Raw genomic sequence first — 24,021 nt, 5'->3', positions numbered from 1 at the left:
TATCTTCGATCACTCTGTCTATTCTTACTCTTTGTCGTAATATTCATCCAGATATTTATCGTCAATTCGTTTGAGTTCGGTACGCGGCAGCATGCGAAGCAGCTTCCATCCGATATTCAATGTTTCCTCAATGCTTCGGTCTGTCTGATATCCCTGAGATACATATTCTTTCTCAAATGCATCTGCGAAACGTGCATATTTCAGGTCAATTTCTGTCAGTGCGGCCTCTCCCAGGATAACCATCAGCTCTTTTGCATCTTTACCACGCGCATAAGCGGCAAACAACTGATTCATCGTATTGGCATGATCTGCTCTTGTCTTACCTGCTCCGATTCCTTTATCTTTCAAACGGGACAGAGATGGAAGAACATCAATTGGAGGTGTTACTCCTTTTCTGTAAAGCTCACGGCTTAAGATGATCTGTCCTTCCGTGATATATCCTGTCAGGTCAGGGATTGGATGAGTTTTATCATCCTCAGGCATTGTCAGGATCGGGATCATTGTGATACTTCCCTTCTTGCCATTCTGACGCCCTGCTCTTTCATACAGTGTTGCAAGGTCTGTGTATAGATATCCCGGATATCCACGACGTCCAGGAACTTCCTTTCTGGCTGCGGATACCTCACGCAATGCATCTGCGTAGTTTGTGATATCTGTCAGAATAACAAGGACATGCATATCCTTTTCAAATGCAAGATATTCCGCTGCTGTCAGCGCCATACGTGGTGTTGCGATACGCTCGATTGCCGGGTCATTCGCAAGGTTTACAAACAATACTGTTCTGTCGAGTGCTCCTGTCTCACGGAAGCTTTCGATAAAGAAGTTAGACTCCTCGAAAGTAATACCCATAGCAGCAAATACAACCGCAAAGTTTTCATTTGTTCCAAGTACCTTTGCCTGACGGGCAATCTGTGCTGCCAACTGTGCATGCGGCAGACCGGATGCTGAAAAGATTGGAAGCTTCTGTCCACGAACCAGTGTATTCAGTCCGTCGATCGCAGACACTCCTGTCTGGATAAACTCCTCCGGGTAGCATCTGGCCGCCGGATTCATCGGAAGACCATTGATGTCCATTCTGGCATCCGGAAGGATCTGCGGACCCTCATCAATCGGATTACCAAGTCCATCAAAGACACGTCCAAGCATATCTTCTGATACGCCAAGTTCCATGCTTCGTCCAAGAAATCGCACTTTGCTGTTGGAGAGGTTAATACCTGTTGAACTTTCAAACAGCTGTACAAGGACATCGCTTCCGTTCACTTCCAGAACTTTACATCTTCTAGTCTCTCCGCTCGCCAGCTCGATTTCTCCAAGCTCATCATATGTTACGCCTTCTACCCCATGCACCAGCATCAGAGGTCCGGCCACTTCCTGAATGGTTCTATATTCTTTTGGCATTTAACCTTCCTCCTTTACAAATGCTGCTGCGATTTGAGCGCTTAATGTCTCATCAACCTGTTTAAATTCTTCGTCAAGCTTATCTTCTGTCACATATTTAAAACGTCCGATCTGCTCTCTGACCGGCATTGAGATCAGCTTCTGAAGTGATGCACCATCTTTTAATGCATCGGTTGCTCTGTCAAAGAATTCGTTAACGAGAACCATCATCATGTGCTGTTTCTTCAATGACGTATACGTATCTACTTCATGGAAAGAGTTCTGATGCAGGAAGTCCTCACGAATCGATCTTGCAGCTTCCATCTTCAGACGGTCGGACGGTGAAAGTGCGTCCATACCTACCATCTTAACGATCTCTTCCAGTTCTGCTTCTTCCTGAAGCAGTGTCATCATCTTCTGACGGCCTTCCATCCAGTCTTCGGCAACCTGTCCGTTAAACCATCTTTCCATATCATCCAAATACAGGGAGTAACTCTTCAACCAGTTGATTGCCGGGAAATGTCTCTTGTATGCCAGGGAAGCATCCAGTCCCCAGAACACTTTGACGATACGAAGTGTAGCCTGAGATACCGGCTCAGATGTATCACCACCCGGAGGAGATACTGCTCCGATAACGGAAAGTGCTCCTTCTCTTCCTTCTTTTCCAAGAGAAACTACATGTCCGGCACGCTCATAGAACTGAGCCAGACGACTTCCAAGATAAGCCGGATATCCTTCTTCACCAGGCATCTCTTCCAGACGTCCTGACATCTCACGAAGTGCCTCTGCCCAACGAGATGTTGAATCTGCCATAAGTGCTACAGAATATCCCATATCACGGAAATACTCTGCTATTGTAATTCCTGTGTAAATGGATGCCTCACGAGCTGCAACCGGCATATCCGATGTATTTGCGATCAGAACAGTTCTCTGCATCAAAGGCTGTCCTGTTTTCGGGTCCTTCAGTTCAGGGAACTCGTTCAGAACGTCTGTCATCTCATTTCCACGCTCTCCACATCCGATGTAGACAACGATATCTGCCTCAGCCCATTTTGCAAGCTGATGCTGGATTACTGTCTTTCCACTTCCGAAAGGTCCCGGAACGGCCGCAACACCGCCCTTGGCGATTGGGAAGAATGTGTCGATAACACGCTGTCCTGTTACAAGTGGCATTTCTGGTGGAAGTTTCTTCTTATACGGACGACCGCGACGAACCGGCCACTTCTGCATCATAGTTAATTCTTTTTCGCCTTTTTCTGTTTCAACAACTGCTACAATATCTTCTACTGTAAATGTGCCTTCTTTGATTTCCTTGATTGTTCCTTTAATTCCGTAAGGAACCATGATCTTCTGCTGTACAAGAACTGTTTCCTGAACTGTACCAATCACATCTCCTGTCTCTACTTCATCTCCAACCTTTACGGTAGGGACGAACTCCCATTTCAGATTTCTCTTAAGAGACGGAACTTCAACTCCTCTTTTCAGGTTGTTTCCGGAAATCTTCATAATATCATCCAGTGGTCTCTGGATTCCGTCATAAATACTTGCGATCAGACCAGGTCCTAATTCTACAGACATTGGAACATCCATAGATTCAACCGGTTCTCCAGGTCCGAGACCTGATGTCTCTTCATATACCTGGATGGATGCCTCGTCACCGTGCATCTCAATGATCTCTCCGATCAGACGCTGTTCCGATACACGGACAACGTCAAACATATTCGCATCACGCATTCCCTCTGCGATAACAAGAGGTCCTGCGACTTTTTTAATCACTCCTGTGCTCATTCGCTTACTCCTCCAAACAGAATATCTGATCCGACGGCCTGCTCAACTGTCTTCTTCACGCCTTCAACTCCGGCTCCTGTATTCCCCGACACACCCGGGATCTGAATAATCGCCGGAAATGTCTGCTCACCATACTTGTTGATTTCTGACGGAATCTGTGCAGCCACAGCCTCTGTAATATAGATAATGCCGTAATTTCCTTCTGCAAGCTGGCGAAGCTTTGCCTTCGCCTCATCCCGGTCTTTCACAGGGCAGATGCTAAGACCGAGGGTGGCAAATCCATAGATACTGTCATAATCGCCCATTACTGCAATCTTATACATACATCTCCCTTATCCTTTCCCGGATTGCTTCATCCGGAAATTCATTCTGCTTTCCGGTCAGTATAATCCGTACTGTCTTGATCTCATTTTGTCTGGCTAACAGATACGCCAGAAGCGGTCCAACAGAAAATGATTCATATTTCTGTGACCTCATGGAATCTGTCATTTTATTATCACACCAGCGTTCAAATGCAGACGGTGATATACGCAGTGCATCGGCACCTTCGCGATAAGATGTTCCTTCCAGATACTGTGCGATCTCTTCCGCACCGGCCAATGCTGCCTGTGTCAGCTGATCCACATTAATCTCGGAACAATTTACCATTGCTTTCTTCATAAATTCTGCATTTTTTCCTGTCTTCTGAGATCTTACTGCAATCTTAATATCAGCGATCGCAACTGCCGTCTGTGCATACTCTTCAATGATCTTCTCACCTGATTTTTTCCCTGCTTCCAGCATAGCTTCCAGTGTTGCGTGATCAATAATAAGATCGCACAGCTGTCCGTCTCTTGTGTGAAGCAGAGTGTCAAATGCTTCTCTTGCTGTTGCTGGCATATTACCCGGCAGCTTATCAAATTCTTTGTTCTGGACAAGTGCAAACATCTCTTCTCCAGTAATCTCACAGTCATCGTAAAAAATGTTTTTATTCTCTACTTCCGTACACACTTCTTTGATTGCTGCTTTCAGATTATGATAAAGTTTTGGAAGTGACAGAACATCGAATACATGCATATCCGGTGCCACCTCACGGATTGTCTGCCACATCTTCTCTTCTTCCTTATTCAGAACTTCATCTGCATCCAACGTTCCTGCTGTCAGATCTCCCCAGCCCTTTTCAACCAGAAGCTGTAGAGCCTGTTCTGCACTCTTGCACGCAAGAAGCTGTTCGATCACTGCATTCGTTAAAAGAGAGACTTCCAGTGCACGGATTCTGGCAACCGCATAGGTATATTTTGTCTTACTCAAGATTATCCCTCCTTGCGGCTACACTGCTGTAAACAGCTGCCGGTTCACTTTATCTGATAACTCTTCTCTTCTTGCATCAAACAACGCTTTGATCGTACAATTTTCTTCGATGCCGCCATAGGTCAGGATAAATCCCCCATCCATTCCGTCCGGCACTGTCTCTGTAAGTTCCAGGCTTCCGCCTTTCTTCTTCGCTGTTTCATATACTTTTTCCATATACCCTTGAGGCATACGTTTTCTGTCTTTCTCTGTAAAGCAGATGGTTCCTTCTTCCGGAAGTACATACTTCTCAAGAACCTTTTCAAACATTGCAAAATAAGCTGCATCATCAAGCTCTCCGACTGCTTTGTAAGCATCTTCAAGAACTTCACTGATCACTTCCTGTTTCGCCTCAAGTACTGCCTTGCGCTTTCTCATATCTGATGAAGAGGCCAGGCGTTTCACAGAATCTTCTGCTCTGGCTTCTGCCTGTGCGACAATCTTCCGTGCATCTTTCTCTGCCTGTGCTTTTGCTTCCCCAATTATAGAATCCGCCTGTGCGTGTGCCTGTGCGAGTATCTCTTTTGCATTGTCCTGCGCCTCTGCGATTATCTGCGCTTTCATTTTGTCAAGTCCACTCATCTCCACGCTCTCCTTTTTATTTATTTCTTACAGCTGGATACCACTTACTGCGAGGAAGGAAATCAGAAGAGCCAGGATCGCATATGTCTCAACCATTGCCGGGAACAGCATTGCTTTACCAAACTGCTCTGGCTTCTTTGCTACGATTCCTATAGAAGCCGCTGCTGTCTTACCCTGTGCGATACCTGAAATCAATCCAACAATACCGATTGGGAGACAAGCTGCAAGGATCATAAGTCCTGACTGAACGCTAACTTCTACTCCGCCACCGCCGAGAATACCAATTTTAGAAAGTGTAATAAATCCAACAAGCAGTCCATACAGTCCCTGTGTACCTGGGAGCAGCTGCATGATAAGTACTTTAGCGAATTTGCTCGGGTCTTCTGTTACAACACCTGATGCTGCCTGTCCTGCGATACCTACACCTAATGCAGATCCTGCACCTGCGAATAATACTGCGATTGCTGCGCCTAATAATCCATATACAACTCCAAGTTCACCTGCTATATTCATAATGTTGTTTCCTCCTTAACATCAACATATTTCGTATTTTCTTTAAAAGGCTCGAATGCTTTTCCGCCGCCTTCATAAAATTTTCCGAAGAATTCCACAAACTGTAAACGGTTTGTGTGTACATAAGCTCCCAGCAGATTGATTGCCAGGTTTAATACGTGTCCCACAATGAAGATCACAATGAAAAGAATCACACCGATCACATTGTTTGGAAGCATCGCTCCCATCTGATTGATAACGGATGCGATAACTCCTGTTGCAAGTCCAAGTGCAAGAAGTCTTGAATAGGACAATGCGTCACTGAGCCATCCTGTCACGTTATACAAATCATACGCTCCAAGCGCAAGCCGAAGCGCCGGATTCTTGTTTGCTCTTCCTGACATCAGCACAATACCGATTGCTCCACCCGCAGCCATCACTTTTGCAGCAGTGTTCAAAGCTGCCGGGAACACGATCGTAGTCTGTGCGATTGATGCGAAAATGTCACTTGGAAGCAGCATCAGGATCAACCCGATCAGCATCACAAACCAAAGTACAACGTCACAGATAAAATCTACAACCTTACCATCTTTCAAACACAGATAACCTTTAATTCCAAGTCCTACGAACAAATGAATTGTTCCAAATAACAAAGAATAAACCAAAAGTTTCATTGGATCATTCAATGGAACAAACCAAAGTGCCGGAACTGTTACCGTATGTCCGAAGAATTTTTCTGAAACAATGTCTACGATATTTCCAAAATATCCTCCAAATAGAATGCCCCATACAAGTGTAGATACTCCACAGTAGAAGAACAGTTTCAAAGATTTTGCCATGCTCTGTGACATTCTTGGATATTTCTTCACAAGAATCGCACACACAATTGCAACAACTGCCCCATACGCTGCATCTGACAACATCATTCCGAAGAAAAATACATAGAAGAATGACATGATCGTTGTCGGATCGATCTCTCCGGCATGCGGTAATCCGTAAGATTCGACAATGCCTTCCATGTTTGTAGAGAATGGGTTATTCTTTAAAATAACCGGTGCTTCTTCACCTTCTTCAATGTCTTCAATATCTACCATACAGTTATATTTCTCTGTCAAAGATTTCTCTACCGGACCTGACTCACACGCCGGTATATATCCACTGATCACAAATGTACGCTTTGACTGAAGAAGATCTCCGAGAACTGCATACTTATCTGCTCGGACTCTGTAATAATCTGCTACGGCCTGAAGTTCTTTTCTTTTGGAAGCCAGGCTCTTAAGTTCTGCCTCGCACTGCGTCATCCGCTCTCTTGACGCTGCTATCTCTGTTTCCAGTACTTCCTTCTGCTCTTTTGGTGTCTTGCTCCAGTTCTGGGACGGTCTTGCAAATCCTGCACTCCGAAGTGCTTCTTCCACTGTCTGGAGTTGTTCTTTCAAACAGATGACTGCAATGCAGATCATATTAGATTCTGCTGAAACTAAATGTACATCGACCCCTGTTTTCTCCATCACTTCCGGTGTCTTCTCAAGTAGAATGGAATAAATGTTCTCAAGAGTAAGCTCTCCCGGCATTGTTCCCAGGATCAAAGCTGTCCTTTTTGTCTTCCCTTCCTGAAGCGGAACATCTAATGCCATCCACGGCATCAGACTTTCAATCTGATTCTCGATCTTTGCTATGCCTGCTCTAAGCTCAGCATACTCGCGATCAAGATCATAAATTCCGCGGGCTGTCTTGATCAATTCCGGTCCAGATATCTGAACCTTTTCTTCCAACTCGCGATCGATCAGTTCTTTTCCTTCCAGCGAAGAAAGTAATGACTTTTTCTCCGGAGCGTAAGCATCCAGAATCCCCAGTGCCTGATCTGCTGCCGTTGCCGCTTTTTCAAATTTCATCCGCTGTCCGGTTGTGTCCATCTTTTGGAAGAATGCATCCTCTTCTTTGTCCCTGTCAACTTCAAGAACTCCAAGATGCTGTAACTGTTCCAGGATTGCTTTTCGATCTTTCTTCAGGGCACAGATGCTGATTTTCTGCATCTTAAGTACCGCCATAATCTTATCCCTCCTTTTTTGTTACGACCACATGGATCAGATCAATTCAGAAAGAACTAGCTGCACTGCTGCATCCTTTTTCTCTCTTGCAGAAACCTTCAGCTCTTCGATCACCTCTTTGAGCTTCTCTGCTTCTTTATCTTCCTGATTTTTCGCCTCTTCTCTGGCTTTCTCATCCAGTCCACCGGCAGTTCTTTTTGCCTCTTCTATAAGTTCTTCATGAATCTGCTTTGCCTGAAGAGATGCATCTTTCAGAATCTGTTCTTTTTGTTCCTGCGCTTTTACAAGAATCTCTTCTGCCTGCTGTTCTGCTTCTTTAATTGACCGGATTGTCTCATCCACCATAGTATCTACACCACCTTTCTTGTCTCCCCCTTTTTATTGTTCTTATGTGATTTTGAACAATAAGATCTCTTCGCTGCATGTTGTTACTGCACATTAATATCTAAGGATTACGCTGTTCGCAGCACGTATCAATATATTATTACCATACTTTTCTGTCCTATTCTCTTTCTGTTTGTAACTTTCGCACAACGATGTTATTTTAAACATAGCATGTTTTGTCGTAATAGTCAAACTTTTTATTAGATTTTTATAAAAATTTTTTAGATTACTAAATATTCCTTCTATTTTTTGTAGTTTATTAAACGTTTTTTGTGTATTTGTATAAATATCTGATTATTTGATGTAAGTGTCAAAAGTATAAATTGCGTTTGTGCTCGCACAAATAAGCAATTTATACTTATTGACACGCCGAACACCGAAAACGGAATAAAATGGTGTGAACACGCCATTTTATGAAAGTTTGAGGTGTTCGAGGATTGCGGGAATTGCATAGCAATGGAGCAATCCGGTTACATCAGTGAGTGGCAAAATTTACTTTTGACACTCACATCATTATTTACCATTCAAAAAAGGAACAAGATCAAACCTTTTTACAAATGATTTGACCCTGTTCCTTTTTCACTTTATTTCCAATGAAGTTCATGCAGTTCTCCACTTAAATTCATTCCTGCAAATCCATTCTGTCGCAGTGCTTCATACAACACAATTGCCACCGAATTGCCAAGATTCAATGAGCGGATATCTCCGTTCATCGGGATTCTCATACAGTCTTCCTCATGCTCTACAAGAATCTCTTCCGGGATTCCCGCACTCTCTTTTCCGAACATAATATAGCAATCCGGTTCATACTCTACATCTGTATAGACCTTGTGCGCTTTTGTTGTCGCCATATAGATTTTTGCTCCTGGATTCTTTTCAAGAAAATCCTGATAATCGATATAAGTTGTCACGTCAAGATCTTTCCAGTAATCCATACCGGCACGCTTTAATGATTTCTCATTCAGCTTAAATCCCAATGGCTCGATTAAATGAAGTCTTGTCCCTGTTGCTACGCAGGTTCTTCCGATATTCCCTGTATTTGCCGGAATTTCCGGCTCATAAAGTACAATGTTTAACATAATTATCGCCTCTTCTATCTTCTTATTCTTCTGATTCTTTTCGTTCTTTCCACCAGCGGCTCAGTTCATCCGGTGCCGGACGATCCAGATAACGGGTTTCTTCTCCATTTACAAGTGTTCTTGCATTCTGTTCTTTTACAAATCCGATCCTTACTGCCGGAACACCTGCATTCTTCAAGCTTTCCAATGTCTCTTCTCCATGCTCTGTCAGCACAAGATAACTTCCGGCTGATGTGAGAAGATATGGATTCAGCTGAAAGAATTCACAGATTTCCACTGTTTCCTGCTTAAGTGCGAGTTTTGAAAAATCAATCTCAAACCCTATCTTTTCTGCCTCTGCAAGTTCCCATAATCCGCAGAGTACACCACCATCCCCACATTGTCTGCTCTTCGCTTCTTCTGGAAGCTGTAAAACCTGCTCTGGAAGTATAAGTGCTTCCTTGCAACGCTTTGTTTTTTCTATAAAGGACGGTGTAAATCTTGTGCGAAGATCTGCTTCTGCCTCTTCAACCAATCGCAGTGTTCCTTCCAATCCCGTATAGCCACAAAGAATGATTTCCGTTCCCGAAACCCATTTTTTCATCTGCTGTTTTGAGTTTTCTTTCACGCCGACAACAGTAATCTGAATCACTGTCCGCAAAACATACTCTGCACTTTCAGCCTGTACACAGGTAATGGCAAGTCCTGTCTCCTCACAAATCTCTGTCAGGATTCTCATAATATCTTTTAATTCCTGCTCGTCAGAACTTTCAGGAAACAAAATCTGTACGGAAACCGCTGTTGGTCTGACTCTCTTTGCCGCAAGATCTCCTGCTGCTTTAATCACTGCATATTTCACCTGTGCCGGTGCTTTTCCGCTTACTGAAGTGCTACTCCAGACAAAATCCTTTTCGTCAGATATCAGTTCGGAACTACTTTCTTCCCACGCAGTTTTTCCTGTTGAATTCCTGTTTACTTTTTGGATCTGTTTCTTTACAGAACGATTCCAGATCGTCTGCGTTACTCTCCCTGTCCGCATCACACTCTCCTTAGACCAGATATGGAATCACCATCGTTGCAACCATTGCAACAATAACCACCAAAATAATAATTGACACCAAACGTCTTACTTTTTTATCATAAAAATTCATCTTTTTTCTCCATTTCCATTAACAAAACCATATGCAAATATCTTTCTAATATCTGCAACGCTATACTAGTCCTCTATTATATAAATCGCCGCATCCTGATTCAGCTTATTTCTATGTCTGTAATCAAAAAGATGCAGCTTTCCATTCAATCGCTCCAGATGAGTCATCTTTCGCAGTTGGCGGCTGTCGTATCCTTCATAATCCTTCAGATACTTGTGCTCTTCTGCCTCTTTCTTATAAAATTCAGACGCTACATCTTTTTCTACTTTGCTCTCTCCAAGAAATGCCGGACGATTCTTCACATTATCTCTCAGGTATAGATCTAAAGTCATGCTTTCAAGCACCTTCTCTTTAAAATCCGCTTCTTTCTTCTGCATTTTCTCCGAACATGTGAATTCTGCTAATTCTGATTCTACAAAGTCCCACAATATCTCATAGCGAGTAAGTCTTGAATGATTCAACCCAAACAAGCCTTTCTTCTCATAATAATTGCCCATTTTCTCATACATGGAAAATGCGGATGGAAACAATTCCACAAGAAGTCTCATCGTATGACTAAACTGAAAACTGTTATAGTAAACTTCCACCATCTCTTCCACTTTCTTCAGACGGATCACATCACTGTATGGAAGCCATTTTGTTGAAAGCACTTCATACGGCGGACGATTCTGGCAAAGCAGCTCGTATTCTTTCATCTTCTCATGCATCACAGATCCATGCAGTACTTTCAGAAATCCAAGCTGAAACTGATCCGGTTCCATAGCATAAACTTCATTAAAAGAATGAGCAAAACTATCATAATTCTCATATGGAAGACCTGCAATCAAATCTAAATGCTGATGCACATTTCCCTTCTCATGAATCCTTGCTACCTTATCACGTACTTTTTCCAGATTCATGGAACGGTTGATCTCTTTGATTGTCTGTTTATTCGTTGACTGAATCCCAATTTCCAGCTGAATGAGTCCTGGACGCAAACTCCGGATCAATTCAATCTCTTCCTCATTCAGAAGATCTGCTGCCACTTCAAAATGAAAATTTGTAATTCCTTTATCATGCTCTTTGATATAATTCCAGATTGCCATCGCATGATCATGCTTACAGTTAAATGTTCTGTCAACAAACTTAACCTGTGGCACTTCATGGTCAATAAAGAACTGCAGTTCTTTCTTCACAAGCTCCAGATTACGGAATCGAAGACATTTATCAATTGAAGAAAGACAATAACTACAGGAAAACGGACAGCCTCTGCTCGTCTCATAATAAATGATACGGTTCTTAAAATTCTCAATATCCCCATAGACAAACGGTACTTTGCTCAGATCCATGATCTGTCGAAACGGTGTCGCAGCAATCTGTTTTTCCTTTTCCCGAAATGTGATTCCCTGAATATTGATCAACTCAGCTGCACCACGACCTTCATAATATGCCACAAGTTCTGCAAAAGTCTCTTCACCCTCTCCGCGCATGATACCTTCTGCCATCGGATATTTTTCCAGAACTTCTCTTGCATTATAAGAAACTTCCGGACCTCCAAGCCAGATCTTCGTATCCGGCAGAATCTTTGGAATCTCCTGTATCAATTGTCCTACTTCTGTCACATTCCATAAATAACAGGAAAGGCAGAGAACATCTGGTGCCTGCTTATAAATATCCATCAAAATCTCATCAAATGGCTGATTGATCGTATATTCAGAAATTGTAATATTGCTAGCCGGATGCTGCTTTTTTGCATATGCGCGCAGGCAATAGACCGCAAGATTTGAGTGGATGTACTTTGCATTCACCGCTGCAAGCAAAATCTTCATCTTTTTATAAACCTCTTTTCCTGTCAATAATGTATATTTGTAAACATTTTCCTTTTTAGGTCTTACCTTTCTATTCTGAATGAAGATGTGAGAAATGTCAAGATATGTGAAGTTTATAACAAAAAAGGGAAAGCTATCACTTACGATAACAACACAAATTGTGTCAGATTATCGTATGATAGCTTTCCCTTATTTTGCAGCTTTAGTCAAAAGCCACCTCTTCTTTCTGCTCCTCACGGAAAATAACCCCAAATACTTTTCTGACAATCGGTCCTGCGAAGCACAGCTGCCAGAAGAATGCCATTGGGAAATTGAATACTGTTGTCTGGAACCACACAGCAATAATTTGATTTCCTGCATCCTTAAAGAGCAGTGTTGCTGCAAGGCTCATCAGCGGGCACATTCCAATGATGGATAAAACGGATATCGCCAGCACGATCATAAACGGATTATCTTTCTGTGGGTTCACGATCATAAATGCTTTCTTCTTTGCAATCGGTCCTACGAGAAAGAAATCCAGAATGAAAGCAATCGGTCCCATGATGATAAGTTCATGGAATGCTGCCAGAAAGACCTCATTACTCATTCCGCCCATATTCAGGGAAATGTTGTAGCAGATCATTGCATAAACCATGACAAAAACCATCATGATTGTGAAAATTACTTCTTGAAACTTATTTTTTGGCATAAAAAATCCTCCTATCATGATAAGCGTAACAGATTGTGTTGTTCGTTCATCATTCCGGAGGGAATGTATCGTTTCCAATATAAATACCATTCTATTCATTTTTTTACGTGCATTGCGCTTCGAACTTGGCCCACAAGCGTTACCCCGGTAGTTAACTCAGCCCAGGCACCCTCACGGCACCCGAGAGGTTCTGCTTAGTGCTGCTCCGTTCCCGACCTGACACGGTTCACAGAGTCCCGTCGCGTGAGACCCAGACGTCAACGTCACTTTCCGGGGGCAGCCCTGCAGACTGTCGCCCTCTGCGCAATATCACCCCTGCTATAGCGGATTGCAGGTTCAAGGTACCGCTACCACCCCGGCTGCACGGATTACTATTTTACATGATAAATGAATGCTTGTCAAGTATGCTACTCTTTCTTTTACACAAGATTTCACATGATTTTATACCTCTGTGTTACAGACTCTGTGCTTCTGCTTTTTTCTTCATCTTCCTGGCTTCCCTGAGTTCTCTGAAAAACTGCTTCATCAACTGGCTGCATTCTTCTTCCAATACACCTGTTGTAAGATCTGCCTGATGGTTAAATGCCTGGATATCCAGTAGATTCAGAATGGAACCTGTACATCCTGCTTTCGGATTCATACACCCGACAACCACTCTTGGTATACGGGACTGGACAATTGCACCTGCACACATCTGACATGGCTCTAATGTCACATACAATGTACATTCTTCCAGACGCCAGTCACCAAGCTTTTTGCTTGCTTTCTTGATTGCTGCGACCTCAGCATGTGCCAGTGGATTCTTGTCTGTATTCCGTCGGTTATAACCGCGTGCAATAATCTTATCTTCATGAACGATCACGCAACCAATCGGGGTTTCTCCCAGATTATACGCTTTCTCTGCCTGTTTTAAGGCCGCACGCATATATTTTTCATCCGTTGTCATCCTCATTTTGTTTCCTTTCGGTTATTGTATAAAAATAGCATTAATATTCCTTTTCATTCTGAATAAACTATATAGAAAAATTCTTTTCAGGGGCTTGCTATGAATCCGGGAAGTTATTATTTATATGAATACGAATCCTGCTGCCGCCGCAGAAATCTTGGTTTTCTACAAATTTCATCACATAATTATTCTTATCTCTTAACACTTCATGTTAAAAATCTTCCGATTGTCCCTGGAGAACAGTTGGAAGTCCATGCATTTATTCTCGAAAATCAAACACTTACAGGTTCTCCGGTTGCACTTCTTCAGTGCTCTGGTCAGAACTTATCCACACAACTGGTCATTTCCGGGGAACGTTTTCCACATAAAAGAACTCTTAAACACATTGATGGGTTCATTATTTTCTCCATCACCCAGAATCGATCACAGCATTGGATTGCCTCCGCTGTACCTCTGCCGGATTTTTATTCTTTTTCTGATTGCTCTTTATCAACAGAAGAGAGTTTATCCTCTGAACCTGAGAATCCATCCCTTTCGGAAGAATCCCTCATAACAGAAGACACTGTATCTGAGACTGTATCCGAAGCAGCATTATCTGACGCTTCTATTGATGCTGCTTCAACTGAAGAGGTACCAACTGAGGTGACACCAACTGAGGAGACTGCAATTCAGGACGCTTCAATTCAAGCCAGAAAAATCACACACGCAGAGATTTCCACACTTCCGCGCAGATTCTGGCCACTTGCCAACAATAGTTTTCTTCTGCATGGCTGTCATAATTATCATCACCTTCTCCTAATCAAAGAAAAGGATCATCTTTGGCTTGGCGTTCCCGGTCTTTACGATCCCAGAGAAGCACATATGGCTAACTTGTTCGGCTTTCCTCAATTTACCAGTTCTTACATCTCTATTCTGGGACTTACCGAAGATGAATGTGAAAACTCTGAATCTTTCGGTCACTGGTGTCGATACTTAATGTGATTCTTAAAAAGAAAGGAAAAAGATAGAGAAAGGAAGCGTTCACAGCGAATGCACTTCTTTTCTCTATCAATTTTAATTTTAATCCAGATAAATTGGCGGTTCGTAATCCTCTCCAAGAAGTACTTTCTTGCGTTCCTGATATCCGAGGAATGCCCATTCTGTCATATCTGTCCATTTATGGTTTGCACGGTCATAAACCTGCACATATCCAATTCTTTTCGGATGCATACGTACGCTGTTGGATTCATATTCTCTTCCCGTATATGGATTAATGTCTCCAACTTCTTCCTGTACAGGCTCTTCGTATGTTGCCTCTTCCTGCACCGGCTCTACCGGCTGTGTCTCATAGGATGTAACTTCTGCTTCTTCATATGGTTCTGCTTCTTCCTCTGCCGGCTGATCATAATCTTCCGTATAGGAAACTTCTGGTTCCACAGAGTTTTCTTCTTCCTGATCTGATTCCGGCACTTCCTGAAGCTCTTCCTTATATTCCTCTTCTGTCTGAAGATCTTCTCTGACATCTTCAGTTGGCTCTGCTTCTACTGCATTCTTTTCAAGTTCAGCAAGTTCTTCATGCATATCATAAATCTCACCGATCGTCATGTCACGTTCTTCACCTGTAAGCTGCTGTTCTTCCTTCTCTGTCTCCACCGTTTCCTCTGAAAAGCTCTCTTCCGGCTGTTCCTGTTCATTCCATTTTACTTCCTGCTTCCTGATACGTCCGGCTGCGCTCTCTGTAATCTCTCCTGACATGATACTCAGCTGAAATGGACAGCCCAGAATAGATGCGATCAGTCTCATATCCTGTTCCTGAAAATTGTCCCTTCCAAGACGCTGTGTTAAATTCTGGCGGGACATCTTCTTTCCTGTCTCTTTCTCAATCGTCTCCGCCAGTTCTTTGATCGTCATTCCTTTTCTTCCCAGGACGATTTTCACCTGTTCTCCAAATGTTAAATCTTCCATTTACTTCTCCTCCTTATGTATTATTTATACTTCTCTCTTATCTGTCGATCAGAACAGTTTTTCACTTAATTTGCAGAATCATATTCTTCCAAAGTAAGTCCATTCTCTGTCATCTCTTTTGCAGCATCTACTCCCACATAACGATAATGCCACGGCTCATATACAATTCCTGTAATATCAGATTTATCCTGCGGAAACCGAAGAACAAAACCATACTCTGAACAATGTTCCATCAACCACTTTTGCTCTTCTGTATCTCCCTGTTTCTCATCAAGCTCCCCGTACTTTGTCGACATAATGTCAACCGCAAGACCAGTTGCATGCTCGCTTGTTCCTGGAATTGCAACTGATTTTTTTGTCTCATCATACGCATTTAACGGTGTATATCCCTGATTGATCCAGTCCTGCATCGTCGTATTAAAGACATCTCTCTGCTTCTCATAAGAACGATATCCTGATGTCACATACATGCTGAGTCCTGCCTTCTTCGCATCATCCAGCATCTTATTCAGACTGTCTGCCATCCTGGAATCTACCTGTTTTCCACCACTTATCTCCGTCAGCTTCGCCGGCACATAAGAAGTATCCAATGGATGCTTCTCATTCACAAGTGCAAGACACCACCGGTCATCATCACTTGCCAGCAACTCTGCAGTATTTTCTGTTACTTCTTCTCTGTCTAACTCTGCCTGCAGTTCTTCGTTCTTCTTTGTCTGCTCCTGTAATTTTGCATTGCTGATTTCCAACTTCTTTTCAGCTTTTTTCAATGTAATTGAGGAGATTCCTGAAGTAATTGCCACTCCCGCAATTACTCCCGCCAAAGCACCCGTAAGCATCAGTTTCTTTGCTCTGTCTCTGAACAATGCTTTATTCATCTTATTTAATTTCAACTCCATCTGTATTTTTCATCTTATCCTCTGTAATATTTAGAATCTTTTCCGTTTCATTCCCCCGGCAGATCATTCTATTCCTTCAGATATCGCACTTCAAATGTCTCCACTTTGATCGGTTTATTAAATAATGTTCCCTGTGCATAATCGCATCCTAATTCCTGAAGAACATTCAGCTGATCCTGTGTTTCAACACTCTCCGCAAGAACAGAACATCCCAATTGATGACAAATATCAATTACGGCCTTTGCTACTACTCTGCTTCTTCTGTTTCCAACCAGATTTGTAATCAGGCTCTCATCCAGCTTCAATCCATCAAAATCCATAATGGACAGAATCGAAAAGCTGGAATTCTTAGCTCCGAAATGATCCAATACTACGCGAACATTCGCTTTTCTGATCTTACTGCATGATGCCGCCAGCATCTCCTGATTCGTATCTGTATAAGATTCGGATACTTCTACTTCCAAATATTCGCATAATACCTGATATTTCTCAATCAGCGCACTCATCTGATCCGCAATGTTCTCCTGCCTCAATGTTTCACCTGCAAAGTTTACTGAAATCGGCACCATCTGGATTCCTTCTGTCTCCCACTTATGAAGGATCTGACATACCTGTTCAAATATATAGAGATCGAGATAATGTGACAACCTTGTCTCTTCCAGAAGATTAATATATCTTCCCGGATCCATAATTCCAAGATCCTTATGATGATATCTGACAATCGCTTCAGCACCTGCAATTTCTCCGGTCTGCACATCAATCTTCGGTACCAGACATACAATAAAATTCTTCTGTTCAATATCCTCCAGAAGATCCTTTTTGATGATTGGCTCATGATGACCTTTACGCAGATTTTTATAATACTTCTTTTTCTCTTCCCTCATCATATTCTCTGCACTGATCACAAGACCATTCACATCTATGTCTACTTTTCCCCAGGCATACCCTACTGAAACCAGTCCCAGACTTATGTTCTCAAGCTTTGTATATGCACCATGTACCTGTTGTGTGAAATCTTCATATGAAGCGTTCTCTACAAGAACCAGATACTCATCGCCTGTCATTCTGTATACATTACCATTATGGAAATACTCCGAAAGCACTTCACCAACTCTGGTGACAACTTCATCTCCATAATCTCTACCAAATTCTTTATTAAAATTCTTCAGTCCATTAATGTCTACAGAAAGAGCTCCCAATGTCTTCAATTCTTCCGGTTCCACATGATCCAGATATGCAACAAAACTATTTCTGTTAAGTACTCCTGTCAGATTATCATGATAACTGAGATACTCCTGCTGTTTTTGGAGTTTATGAAGAGTGATTGCCTGCGGTATATACGGAATCACCGTACGAAGCAATCCAACATCACATCCGCCCCGGTGAACTCTAACTGCTGCAAGAATTGCTACTGTATTCTCATCCAACTGCAAACTCACACTGTAATCGGCCTCTGTTGAATTTGTAATCTCCTGCTTCATCCACTTTGGCTGATGTTCTTCCGGAAGCATCTTTATCTTATCTCTCTGCCATGGAACATTCTCTGCACACCACTCAAAGATGGTCTCAATATCCCCATACTCTTTCTCAATATAGTACACGTATTCTGAATCATAATAATCACGTACCGCACGAAGTACATCATTTACGATTTCTGAAAGAGAACGTGGCTTTTTTCTATCACTCATATCGTTTTTCCTCTGTCTTTCTATAATTTTAGACACTCAGATAAGATTATTGTATTATACTACGAATTAAAATGCAATACAAAAAAGTTTCGCAATTCACTTTTAAATGTAAAAAAAGAGGGGGATTTCCCATTCCGGAAAATCTGTCCCTCTTTCTCTATTAAATGATATATCCTGCAGATATTTCTGATTTCTGCACATCTACATGCTCTCGAAATCTATAAATTCCACTTTTTATCCTGTGAAACACGAAGTCGGTTCATCGCTCTTGCCAGAGATGCCTGCGTATGATAATACTGCTGGATACTCTGCTGCTGACGTAACCTTTCCTCTGCACGCTCTTTCTGCTCCTGTGCTCGTCGCACATCGATGTCTTCTGGTTTCTCGGCTGTATCAACAATCAGTGTAACTCGGTTGTTTACGATTTCAACAAATCCCACGCCCACTGCAATGTCTTTCCATTCTTCGCCGTCCAGACTCATATGTGCAACTCCAACATTCACAGCGATTACCATATTCTCATGATTTGCAAGAATTCCCTTTTCTCCATCCGGAGCCGGAATGATCAGCTTCTTACAACGACCTTCGTAGAATACACCATCACTTGCTATGATTTTCAGACCAAATGTATCCATATGCACATTCTCCTATTTCAACAATTACTCTTCTTCCATCTCTTTTGCCTTGGCAATTACATCATCAATTGTTCCGACATTGAAGAAAGCGTTTTCCGGATAAGCATCCATCTCTCCATCGATGATCATCTTAAATCCACGGATTGTCTCTTTTAATGGTACATATTTTCCAGGAATTCCTGTAAATGTCTCTGCTACGAAGAATGGCTGGGACAGGAATTTCTGAATCTTTCTTGCACGCATAACAGTTGCTTTATCCTCATCTGAAAGCTCTTCCATACCAAGGATTGCAATGATATCCTGCAGTTCTTTATATTTCTGAAGAATTGCGATCACCTTGTTGGCTACTTCGTAATGTTCTTCTCCCACAACGTCTGCTTCCAGGATACGGGAGCTTGACTCCAGCGGATCTACGGCCGGATAAATACCCTGCTCAACGATCTTTCTGGAAAGTACGGTTGTTGCATCCAGGTGGGCAAATGTTGTTGCCGGAGCCGGGTCTGTCAGGTCGTCGGCCGGTACATATACTGCCTGAACCGATGTTACAGAACCGTTCTTTGTAGATGCGATACGCTCCTGAAGTTCACCCATTTCTGTTGCCAGTGTCGGCTGATAACCTACGGCTGAAGGCATACGTCCAAGAAGAGCTGATACCTCAGATCCAGCCTGTGTAAAACGGAAAATATTATCGATAAAGAGAAGCACGTTCTGATGCTGCTCATCACGGAAATATTCTGCCATTGTAAGTCCTGTCTCAGCGACACGCATACGAGCTCCAGGTGGCTCATTCATCTGTCCGAATACCAGGGCTGTTTTCTCCAGTACTCCGGATTCTTTCATCTCTGTCCAGAGGTCGTTACCCTCACGGGAACGCTCTCCAACTCCTGTAAAAATGGAATATCCGCCATGCTCTGTTGCAATGTTACGGATCAATTCCTGAATCAGCACGGTCTTACCTACACCGGCACCACCGAACAGACCAATCTTACCACCTTTTGCATAAGGAGCAAGAAGGTCGATAACTTTAATACCTGTCTCAAGGATCTCTACTACCGGGCTCTGATCCTCGAATGTAGGCGGCTGTCTGTGGATTACCCATTTTTTAGAATCTGTAATCGGCTCTCCGTTATCAATTGTCTCGCCGAGTACATTAAATAATCTTCCAAGTGTCTGCTCGCCGACAGGAACCTGAATACCGGCTCCTGTTGCAGTAACTTCCATATCTTTGCAAAGTCCTTCACTTGCAGCAAGCATCAGGCAGCGCACCTCATTATTTCCAAGGTGCTGTGCAACCTCCATGATGCATTTCTTTCCATTATTATCAACTTCAAGAGCATCTTTGATAAAAGGAAGATCACCGTTTTCAAACACTACGTCAACGACAGGTCCCATAACCTGTACAATTCGTCCTTTATTCATGTTCTCTCTCTCTTTCTATATTTCAGTCATTACAGATTACAGCAATCTACTGTCTGTAATGCATCTCGACATTTTAACTCTTCTTCTGCTGAGCTCTTGCGCCGGCACAAACCTCTGTGATCTCCTGTGTGATCGCAGCCTGTCTTGCTCTGTTATAGAGGATTGACAGATCTTTAATCAAATCCTGTGCACTGTCTGTTGCTGACTTCATTGCCATCATACGGGCATTGTGCTCACTGGCATAAGCCTCAACCAGACATCCGTAGATCATACCGTTGATATAACTTGGTACAATACTGTTCATGACATCCATAGGAGATGGATTCAGTTCGATTTCCTCTCGATACATATTCAAAGGCATCTTCATTTCACCAAAATCCCCTCTCTCGAGTGGAAGAAGTTTTAACACTTCCGCTTCTGACTGAACTGCATTTTCCATTCGTGTATATACTACGTAAACTTCATCCAGCTCATGATTGTTAAACTGATCCAGAATAACCGCTGAGATGTCACGGGCACGATGCATGGTCGGCTTCTGAACTGTGTAACGGAAGTTTGTATCAATATCTACATCCTTCTTTGCAAAATAATGACGTCCAAGCTCTCCCACAACAAAAAGCTTATGCTGACCCGGCTTGGAAAGAATCTCTTCCTCAAGCTTCACAATATTGTGATTGTATGCACCGGCCAGTCCCTTGTCCGCCGTGATAACGATCGATCCAATCTTACGTTCCTCTGCCGGAATGTTTTCCCTCTTGTTGAAATAACTATGATGTAATTCTGGTAGATGACGTAAAATACGACTGATCTCACCCTGCAGCGCATAGAAATATGGTTCTGTATCTGCCAGCTTCTTTCTCGCCTGTGTCAGTTTGGAAGAAGAGATCATATACATTGCATTGGTAATCTTCATTGTGTCTTTGACACTGTTGATTCTGCTCTGTATCTCTCTGATATTTGCCATATTAACACCTGCTCTTCTTGAATTCCTTCGCTGTCTCTACGATCTTGTCGATCAGTTCCTCTGTCAGGACTTTCTTCTCTTCGATTTCCTGACCGATTTCCGGATGCTCTATCTCGAACATCTGAAGCATATCATACTGGAACTGTTTGATTTTTGTCTTCTCAACACCTAAGAGTACTTTATGTGTTGCTGCACACAGTGTAATTACTTTCTCATGCAGGGAAAGTGGATGATACAGTGGCTGTTTCAGAAGTTCCATCAGACCACTTCCATATTCCAGTTCTTCCTTTGTAGCTGCATCCAGATCTGAACTGAACTGTGTGAAGACTTCCATCTCACGATACTGCGCCAGATCGATACGAATACTTCCCGATGCTTTCTTCATTGCTTTTGTCTGAGCTGCACCACCAACACGGGATACGGAAAGTCCAACGTTGACCGCCGGTCTCATTCCTGATGCGAAAAGTCCGCTCTCCAGGAAGATCTGTCCATCTGTGATGGAAATAACATTTGTTGGGATATATGCTGATACATCTCCTGCCTGTGTCTCAATGATTGGAAGTGCTGTGATAGAACCTCCACCCATCTCATCACTTAAACGACTGGATCTCTCCAGAAGTCTTGAATGCAGATAGAATACATCTCCCGGGTATGCTTCACGTCCTGGGGAACGTCCAAGCAGAAGAGAAAGTGCACGGTATGCAACCGCATGCTTGGAAAGATCATCATAAATGATCAACGCATCTTTTCCCTTGTGCATAAAGTACTCTGCCATAGCAGTTCCTGCATATGGTGCAATATACTGAAGCGGAGCACAGTCACTTGCTGTAGAAGATACGATGATCGTATAATCCATTGCTCCGTGTGTCTGTAATGTATTAACAACTTTGGCTACTGTAGATGCTTTCTGTCCGATTGCAACATAGACACAGATCACATCTTTACCTTTCTGATTCAGGATCGTATCCAGTGCGATGGATGTCTTTCCTGTCTGACGGTCTCCAATGATCAACTCACGCTGTCCACGGCCGATTGGGAACATTGCATCAATGGAAAGGATACCAGTCTCAAGCGGAACGCTTACTGACTTACGATCAACAATTCCAGGTGCCTCATTCTCGATTGGGCGATAGTCGTCGGATTTGATCTCACCTTTTCCGTCAATCGCCTCACCGAGGGCGTTGACAACTCTTCCTACATAAGCGTCTCCAACCGGAACGCCTGCTTTCTTTCCTGTACGGGCTACCTTTGTGCCTTCACGGATTCCTGTGTCGCTTCCAAGAAGGATACATCCGATCTCATTCTTACGAATATCCTGTACCATTCCCTTAAGGCCGTTCTCAAAAGTAACGATCTCCCCGTACATGGCGTGATCAATCCCGTAGATTGTGGCGATACCATCGCCGACAGTAACAACAGTACCTACTTCACTGTCCTTACTCATTGTATCAAAATTCTCTATTTCTTCTTTCAGGATAGAAATAATTTCATCTGAATTGATTGAACTCACCTTGTTCACCTCCAGGTCAATCTTTGTTCTAATCTGTTCAGGCGTCCTTTCATACTCCAGTCATACTCATCACTGCCAACCCGGAGAATAAATCCTCCAAGCAGTGCTTTATCCTGGCAAACTTCGATTTTAGCACGCTTTGCGCCATATTTCTTGCAAAGGAACGCCTCCATTCCTTTTTTCTGTTCCTCCGTTGGAGGCTGAATACATGTCAGAACTGCGTTCAGAACCTGATTCTGTTCATCACAGTATCTGTCATACGCTGTGAAGATATCTTCGATCAGATTCATTCTCTGATATCTGCACGCTACTTTAAGGAAATTTCTTATCTCCTTCGGAAATACTCTGTCTACCACATTCATTTTTTTCTGAAGTTCAATGGTAGGATTCGCGAAAATCTCGTGAAGCTGCGGTACTTCCTCAAAAATCTCACGTGTTTTCTGTACAGCTTCTTTTGGGACACCTACTTCATACAGAACACGCGCATATCTGATTGCTGCCGCCTCGCAGTAAATCTGACTTTTACTTGTCTGTGTCTTCATCTGTCCCACCTACTTCTCCCAAAAACTGGTCATAAATGTTCTGCTCTTTGTCGCCCACGATCTTCTCCGCGGATGCCATAGCCAGTCCTGCAATCTGAGTCTGAAGATCTTTCATTGTCTTCTCACGTTCAATACGTACATTCTCTTTTGCAGCTTCCAGAAGATCTCCGGCCTTGCTTCCTGCTTCACTTACGATGCGGTCATACTCTGTCTTAGCCTCTGAGCGTGCCTTCTCAACAATCGCTGCTGATTCAAGCTTTGCTCCCTTTAAAGCATCTTCATATTCCTGTTTCATCTTCTGCGCATCACTCTGTGCATCCTGTGCACCCTGAAGACCATCTGCGATCATCTGTCTGCGCTTCTCCATGATATCACTCACCGGTTTAATCAGAAAATGTCTCAACAGGAGGAAGAGAACAATAAGGTTGATAATGGTATAGACAAGGTTCATATTTAACTGAAGCACCTTTTACACCTGCCTTTCCTGTTATCTGCTTCCATCATTTTCATAAGATTCTTTTCGTTTCTTATTTCAGGAAGAAGATGATCAGGATACCAATGATGAAACCGTAGATAGCTGTTGCCTCTGCAAGAGCACATCCAAGGATAAGGTTCTTACTGATCTTGCTTTCAGCCTCTGGCTGTCTTGCGATAGCTTCTACTGCTTTACCTGTTGCATGTCCGATACCGATACCTGCTCCGATACCTGTGAATACTGCGATAGCTGCTCCAATAGCAATAAGTGTTGACATAATTTTAATCTCCTTTTCTT

The 24,021-nt window shown here is 42.9% G+C and carries 24 protein-coding genes and 1 other RNA gene; 1 reads left to right on the top strand and 24 read right to left on the bottom strand.

Going from position 1 to position 24,021, the window contains the following annotated elements; translation table 11 throughout:
- Positions 1-24: 24 nt before the first annotated feature.
- The 14 genes from ACZ47Z_RS03280 to tadA all read right to left on the bottom strand — a co-directional run bounded on the left by ACZ47Z_RS03280 (position 25) and on the right by tadA (position 13,651).
- Positions 25-1,398, bottom strand: a complete 1,374-nt coding sequence (locus ACZ47Z_RS03280) for a V-type ATP synthase subunit B (protein ID WP_015527969.1) — start codon at positions 1,396-1,398, stop codon at positions 25-27.
- Positions 1,399-3,165 carry a V-type ATP synthase subunit A gene (locus tag ACZ47Z_RS03275; RefSeq protein ID WP_117915951.1) on the bottom strand — a complete coding sequence of 589 codons (1,767 nt, stop codon included), beginning with the start codon at positions 3,163-3,165 and terminating at the stop codon, positions 1,399-1,401.
- The gene (locus ACZ47Z_RS03270) at positions 3,162-3,488 is read right to left on the bottom strand and encodes a V-type ATP synthase subunit F (RefSeq protein ID WP_054753277.1); all 327 of its coding nucleotides are present in this window, start codon (positions 3,486-3,488) and stop codon (positions 3,162-3,164) included. The genes ACZ47Z_RS03275 and ACZ47Z_RS03270 overlap by 4 nt, the downstream gene beginning before the upstream one ends.
- Positions 3,481-4,455: a V0D/AC39 family V-type ATPase subunit gene (locus ACZ47Z_RS03265; protein WP_117835279.1), complete on the bottom strand. Its 975-nt coding sequence runs from the start codon at positions 4,453-4,455 to the stop codon at positions 3,481-3,483. The genes ACZ47Z_RS03270 and ACZ47Z_RS03265 overlap by 8 nt, the downstream gene beginning before the upstream one ends.
- An 18-nt stretch (positions 4,456-4,473) precedes the next feature.
- Positions 4,474-5,076, bottom strand: coding sequence for a V-type ATP synthase subunit E (locus tag ACZ47Z_RS03260; RefSeq protein WP_117825340.1), 603 nt, complete (start codon positions 5,074-5,076; stop codon positions 4,474-4,476).
- Positions 5,077-5,103: 27 nt separating this feature from the next.
- On the bottom strand, positions 5,104-5,589 hold the full coding sequence (locus ACZ47Z_RS03255; RefSeq protein ID WP_015527973.1) for a V-type ATP synthase subunit K: 486 nt from the start codon (positions 5,587-5,589) through the stop codon (positions 5,104-5,106).
- Positions 5,586-7,616 (bottom strand): V-type ATP synthase subunit I, encoded by a 2,031-nt coding sequence (locus tag ACZ47Z_RS03250; protein ID WP_464525877.1) that lies wholly within the window; start codon positions 7,614-7,616, stop codon positions 5,586-5,588. The genes ACZ47Z_RS03255 and ACZ47Z_RS03250 overlap by 4 nt, the downstream gene beginning before the upstream one ends.
- A gap of 36 nt (positions 7,617-7,652) precedes the next feature.
- Positions 7,653-7,961 (bottom strand): ATP synthase subunit B family protein, encoded by a 309-nt coding sequence (locus ACZ47Z_RS03245; protein ID WP_054753271.1) that lies wholly within the window; start codon positions 7,959-7,961, stop codon positions 7,653-7,655.
- 623 nt (positions 7,962-8,584) lie between these two features.
- On the bottom strand, positions 8,585-9,079 hold the full coding sequence (locus ACZ47Z_RS03240) for a tRNA (cytidine(34)-2'-O)-methyltransferase (RefSeq protein ID WP_015527976.1): 495 nt from the start codon (positions 9,077-9,079) through the stop codon (positions 8,585-8,587).
- A 22-nt stretch (positions 9,080-9,101) separates the two neighbouring features.
- Entirely contained in the window at positions 9,102-10,097 is a 996-nt protein-coding gene (locus tag ACZ47Z_RS03235) for an AIR synthase-related protein (RefSeq protein ID WP_464525876.1), read from the bottom strand.
- Positions 10,098-10,274: 177 nt separating this feature from the next.
- The gene (locus tag ACZ47Z_RS03230; protein ID WP_464525875.1) at positions 10,275-12,017 is read right to left on the bottom strand and encodes a B12-binding domain-containing radical SAM protein; all 1,743 of its coding nucleotides are present in this window, start codon (positions 12,015-12,017) and stop codon (positions 10,275-10,277) included.
- 202 nt (positions 12,018-12,219) lie between these two features.
- Positions 12,220-12,705, bottom strand: a complete 486-nt coding sequence (locus ACZ47Z_RS03225; protein ID WP_055160471.1) for a DUF2798 domain-containing protein — start codon at positions 12,703-12,705, stop codon at positions 12,220-12,222.
- Between the two features lie 105 nt (positions 12,706-12,810).
- An RNA gene (gene ffs, locus ACZ47Z_RS03220) (signal recognition particle sRNA large type) lies at positions 12,811-13,072 on the bottom strand.
- Between the two features lie 87 nt (positions 13,073-13,159).
- Complete coding sequence (gene tadA / locus ACZ47Z_RS03215; RefSeq protein ID WP_015527980.1) at positions 13,160-13,651, bottom strand: tRNA adenosine(34) deaminase TadA; 492 nt, start codon at positions 13,649-13,651, stop codon at positions 13,160-13,162.
- Positions 13,652-13,750: 99 nt separating this feature from the next.
- On the opposite strand from tadA, the gene ACZ47Z_RS03210 reads away from it, so the two are divergent.
- Positions 13,751-14,632, top strand: a complete 882-nt coding sequence (locus ACZ47Z_RS03210; protein WP_054753261.1) for a hypothetical protein — start codon at positions 13,751-13,753, stop codon at positions 14,630-14,632.
- 78 nt (positions 14,633-14,710) lie between these two features.
- Here the strand turns inward: ACZ47Z_RS03210 and ACZ47Z_RS03205 are convergent, their stop codons facing one another.
- The 10 genes from ACZ47Z_RS03205 to atpE form a co-directional block, all read right to left on the bottom strand.
- Positions 14,711-15,595, bottom strand: coding sequence for a hypothetical protein (locus tag ACZ47Z_RS03205; protein WP_464525874.1), 885 nt, complete (start codon positions 15,593-15,595; stop codon positions 14,711-14,713).
- Between the two features lie 65 nt (positions 15,596-15,660).
- Positions 15,661-16,491: a M15 family metallopeptidase gene (locus ACZ47Z_RS03200; protein ID WP_020436117.1), complete on the bottom strand. Its 831-nt coding sequence runs from the start codon at positions 16,489-16,491 to the stop codon at positions 15,661-15,663.
- 68 nt (positions 16,492-16,559) lie between these two features.
- Positions 16,560-18,179, bottom strand: coding sequence for an EAL domain-containing protein (locus ACZ47Z_RS03195; protein ID WP_464525873.1), 1,620 nt, complete (start codon positions 18,177-18,179; stop codon positions 16,560-16,562).
- 218 nt (positions 18,180-18,397) lie between these two features.
- Entirely contained in the window at positions 18,398-18,814 is a 417-nt protein-coding gene (atpC, locus tag ACZ47Z_RS03190) for an ATP synthase F1 subunit epsilon (protein WP_054753257.1), read from the bottom strand.
- Positions 18,815-18,838: 24 nt separating this feature from the next.
- Positions 18,839-20,233 (bottom strand): F0F1 ATP synthase subunit beta, encoded by a 1,395-nt coding sequence (gene atpD / locus ACZ47Z_RS03185; protein WP_015527987.1) that lies wholly within the window; start codon positions 20,231-20,233, stop codon positions 18,839-18,841.
- 73 nt (positions 20,234-20,306) lie between these two features.
- Entirely contained in the window at positions 20,307-21,197 is an 891-nt protein-coding gene (gene atpG / locus ACZ47Z_RS03180; RefSeq protein WP_015527988.1) for an ATP synthase F1 subunit gamma, read from the bottom strand.
- A 1-nt stretch (position 21,198) separates the two neighbouring features.
- Positions 21,199-22,707, bottom strand: a complete 1,509-nt coding sequence (atpA, locus tag ACZ47Z_RS03175) for a F0F1 ATP synthase subunit alpha (RefSeq protein ID WP_172675368.1) — start codon at positions 22,705-22,707, stop codon at positions 21,199-21,201.
- A gap of 5 nt (positions 22,708-22,712) precedes the next feature.
- Positions 22,713-23,249, bottom strand: a complete 537-nt coding sequence (atpH, locus tag ACZ47Z_RS03170) for an ATP synthase F1 subunit delta (protein ID WP_054753253.1) — start codon at positions 23,247-23,249, stop codon at positions 22,713-22,715.
- Positions 23,230-23,715, bottom strand: coding sequence for a F0F1 ATP synthase subunit B (gene atpF, locus ACZ47Z_RS03165; RefSeq protein ID WP_054753251.1), 486 nt, complete (start codon positions 23,713-23,715; stop codon positions 23,230-23,232). The genes atpH and atpF overlap by 20 nt, the downstream gene beginning before the upstream one ends.
- Before the next feature lie 61 nt (positions 23,716-23,776).
- Entirely contained in the window at positions 23,777-24,001 is a 225-nt protein-coding gene (gene atpE / locus ACZ47Z_RS03160; protein WP_015527990.1) for an ATP synthase F0 subunit C, read from the bottom strand.
- Positions 24,002-24,021: the final 20 nt, after the last annotated feature.

It is taken from the genome of Mediterraneibacter faecis (genome assembly GCF_055383675.1).
This window is presented reverse-complemented; position numbering and strand designations above follow the sequence as displayed.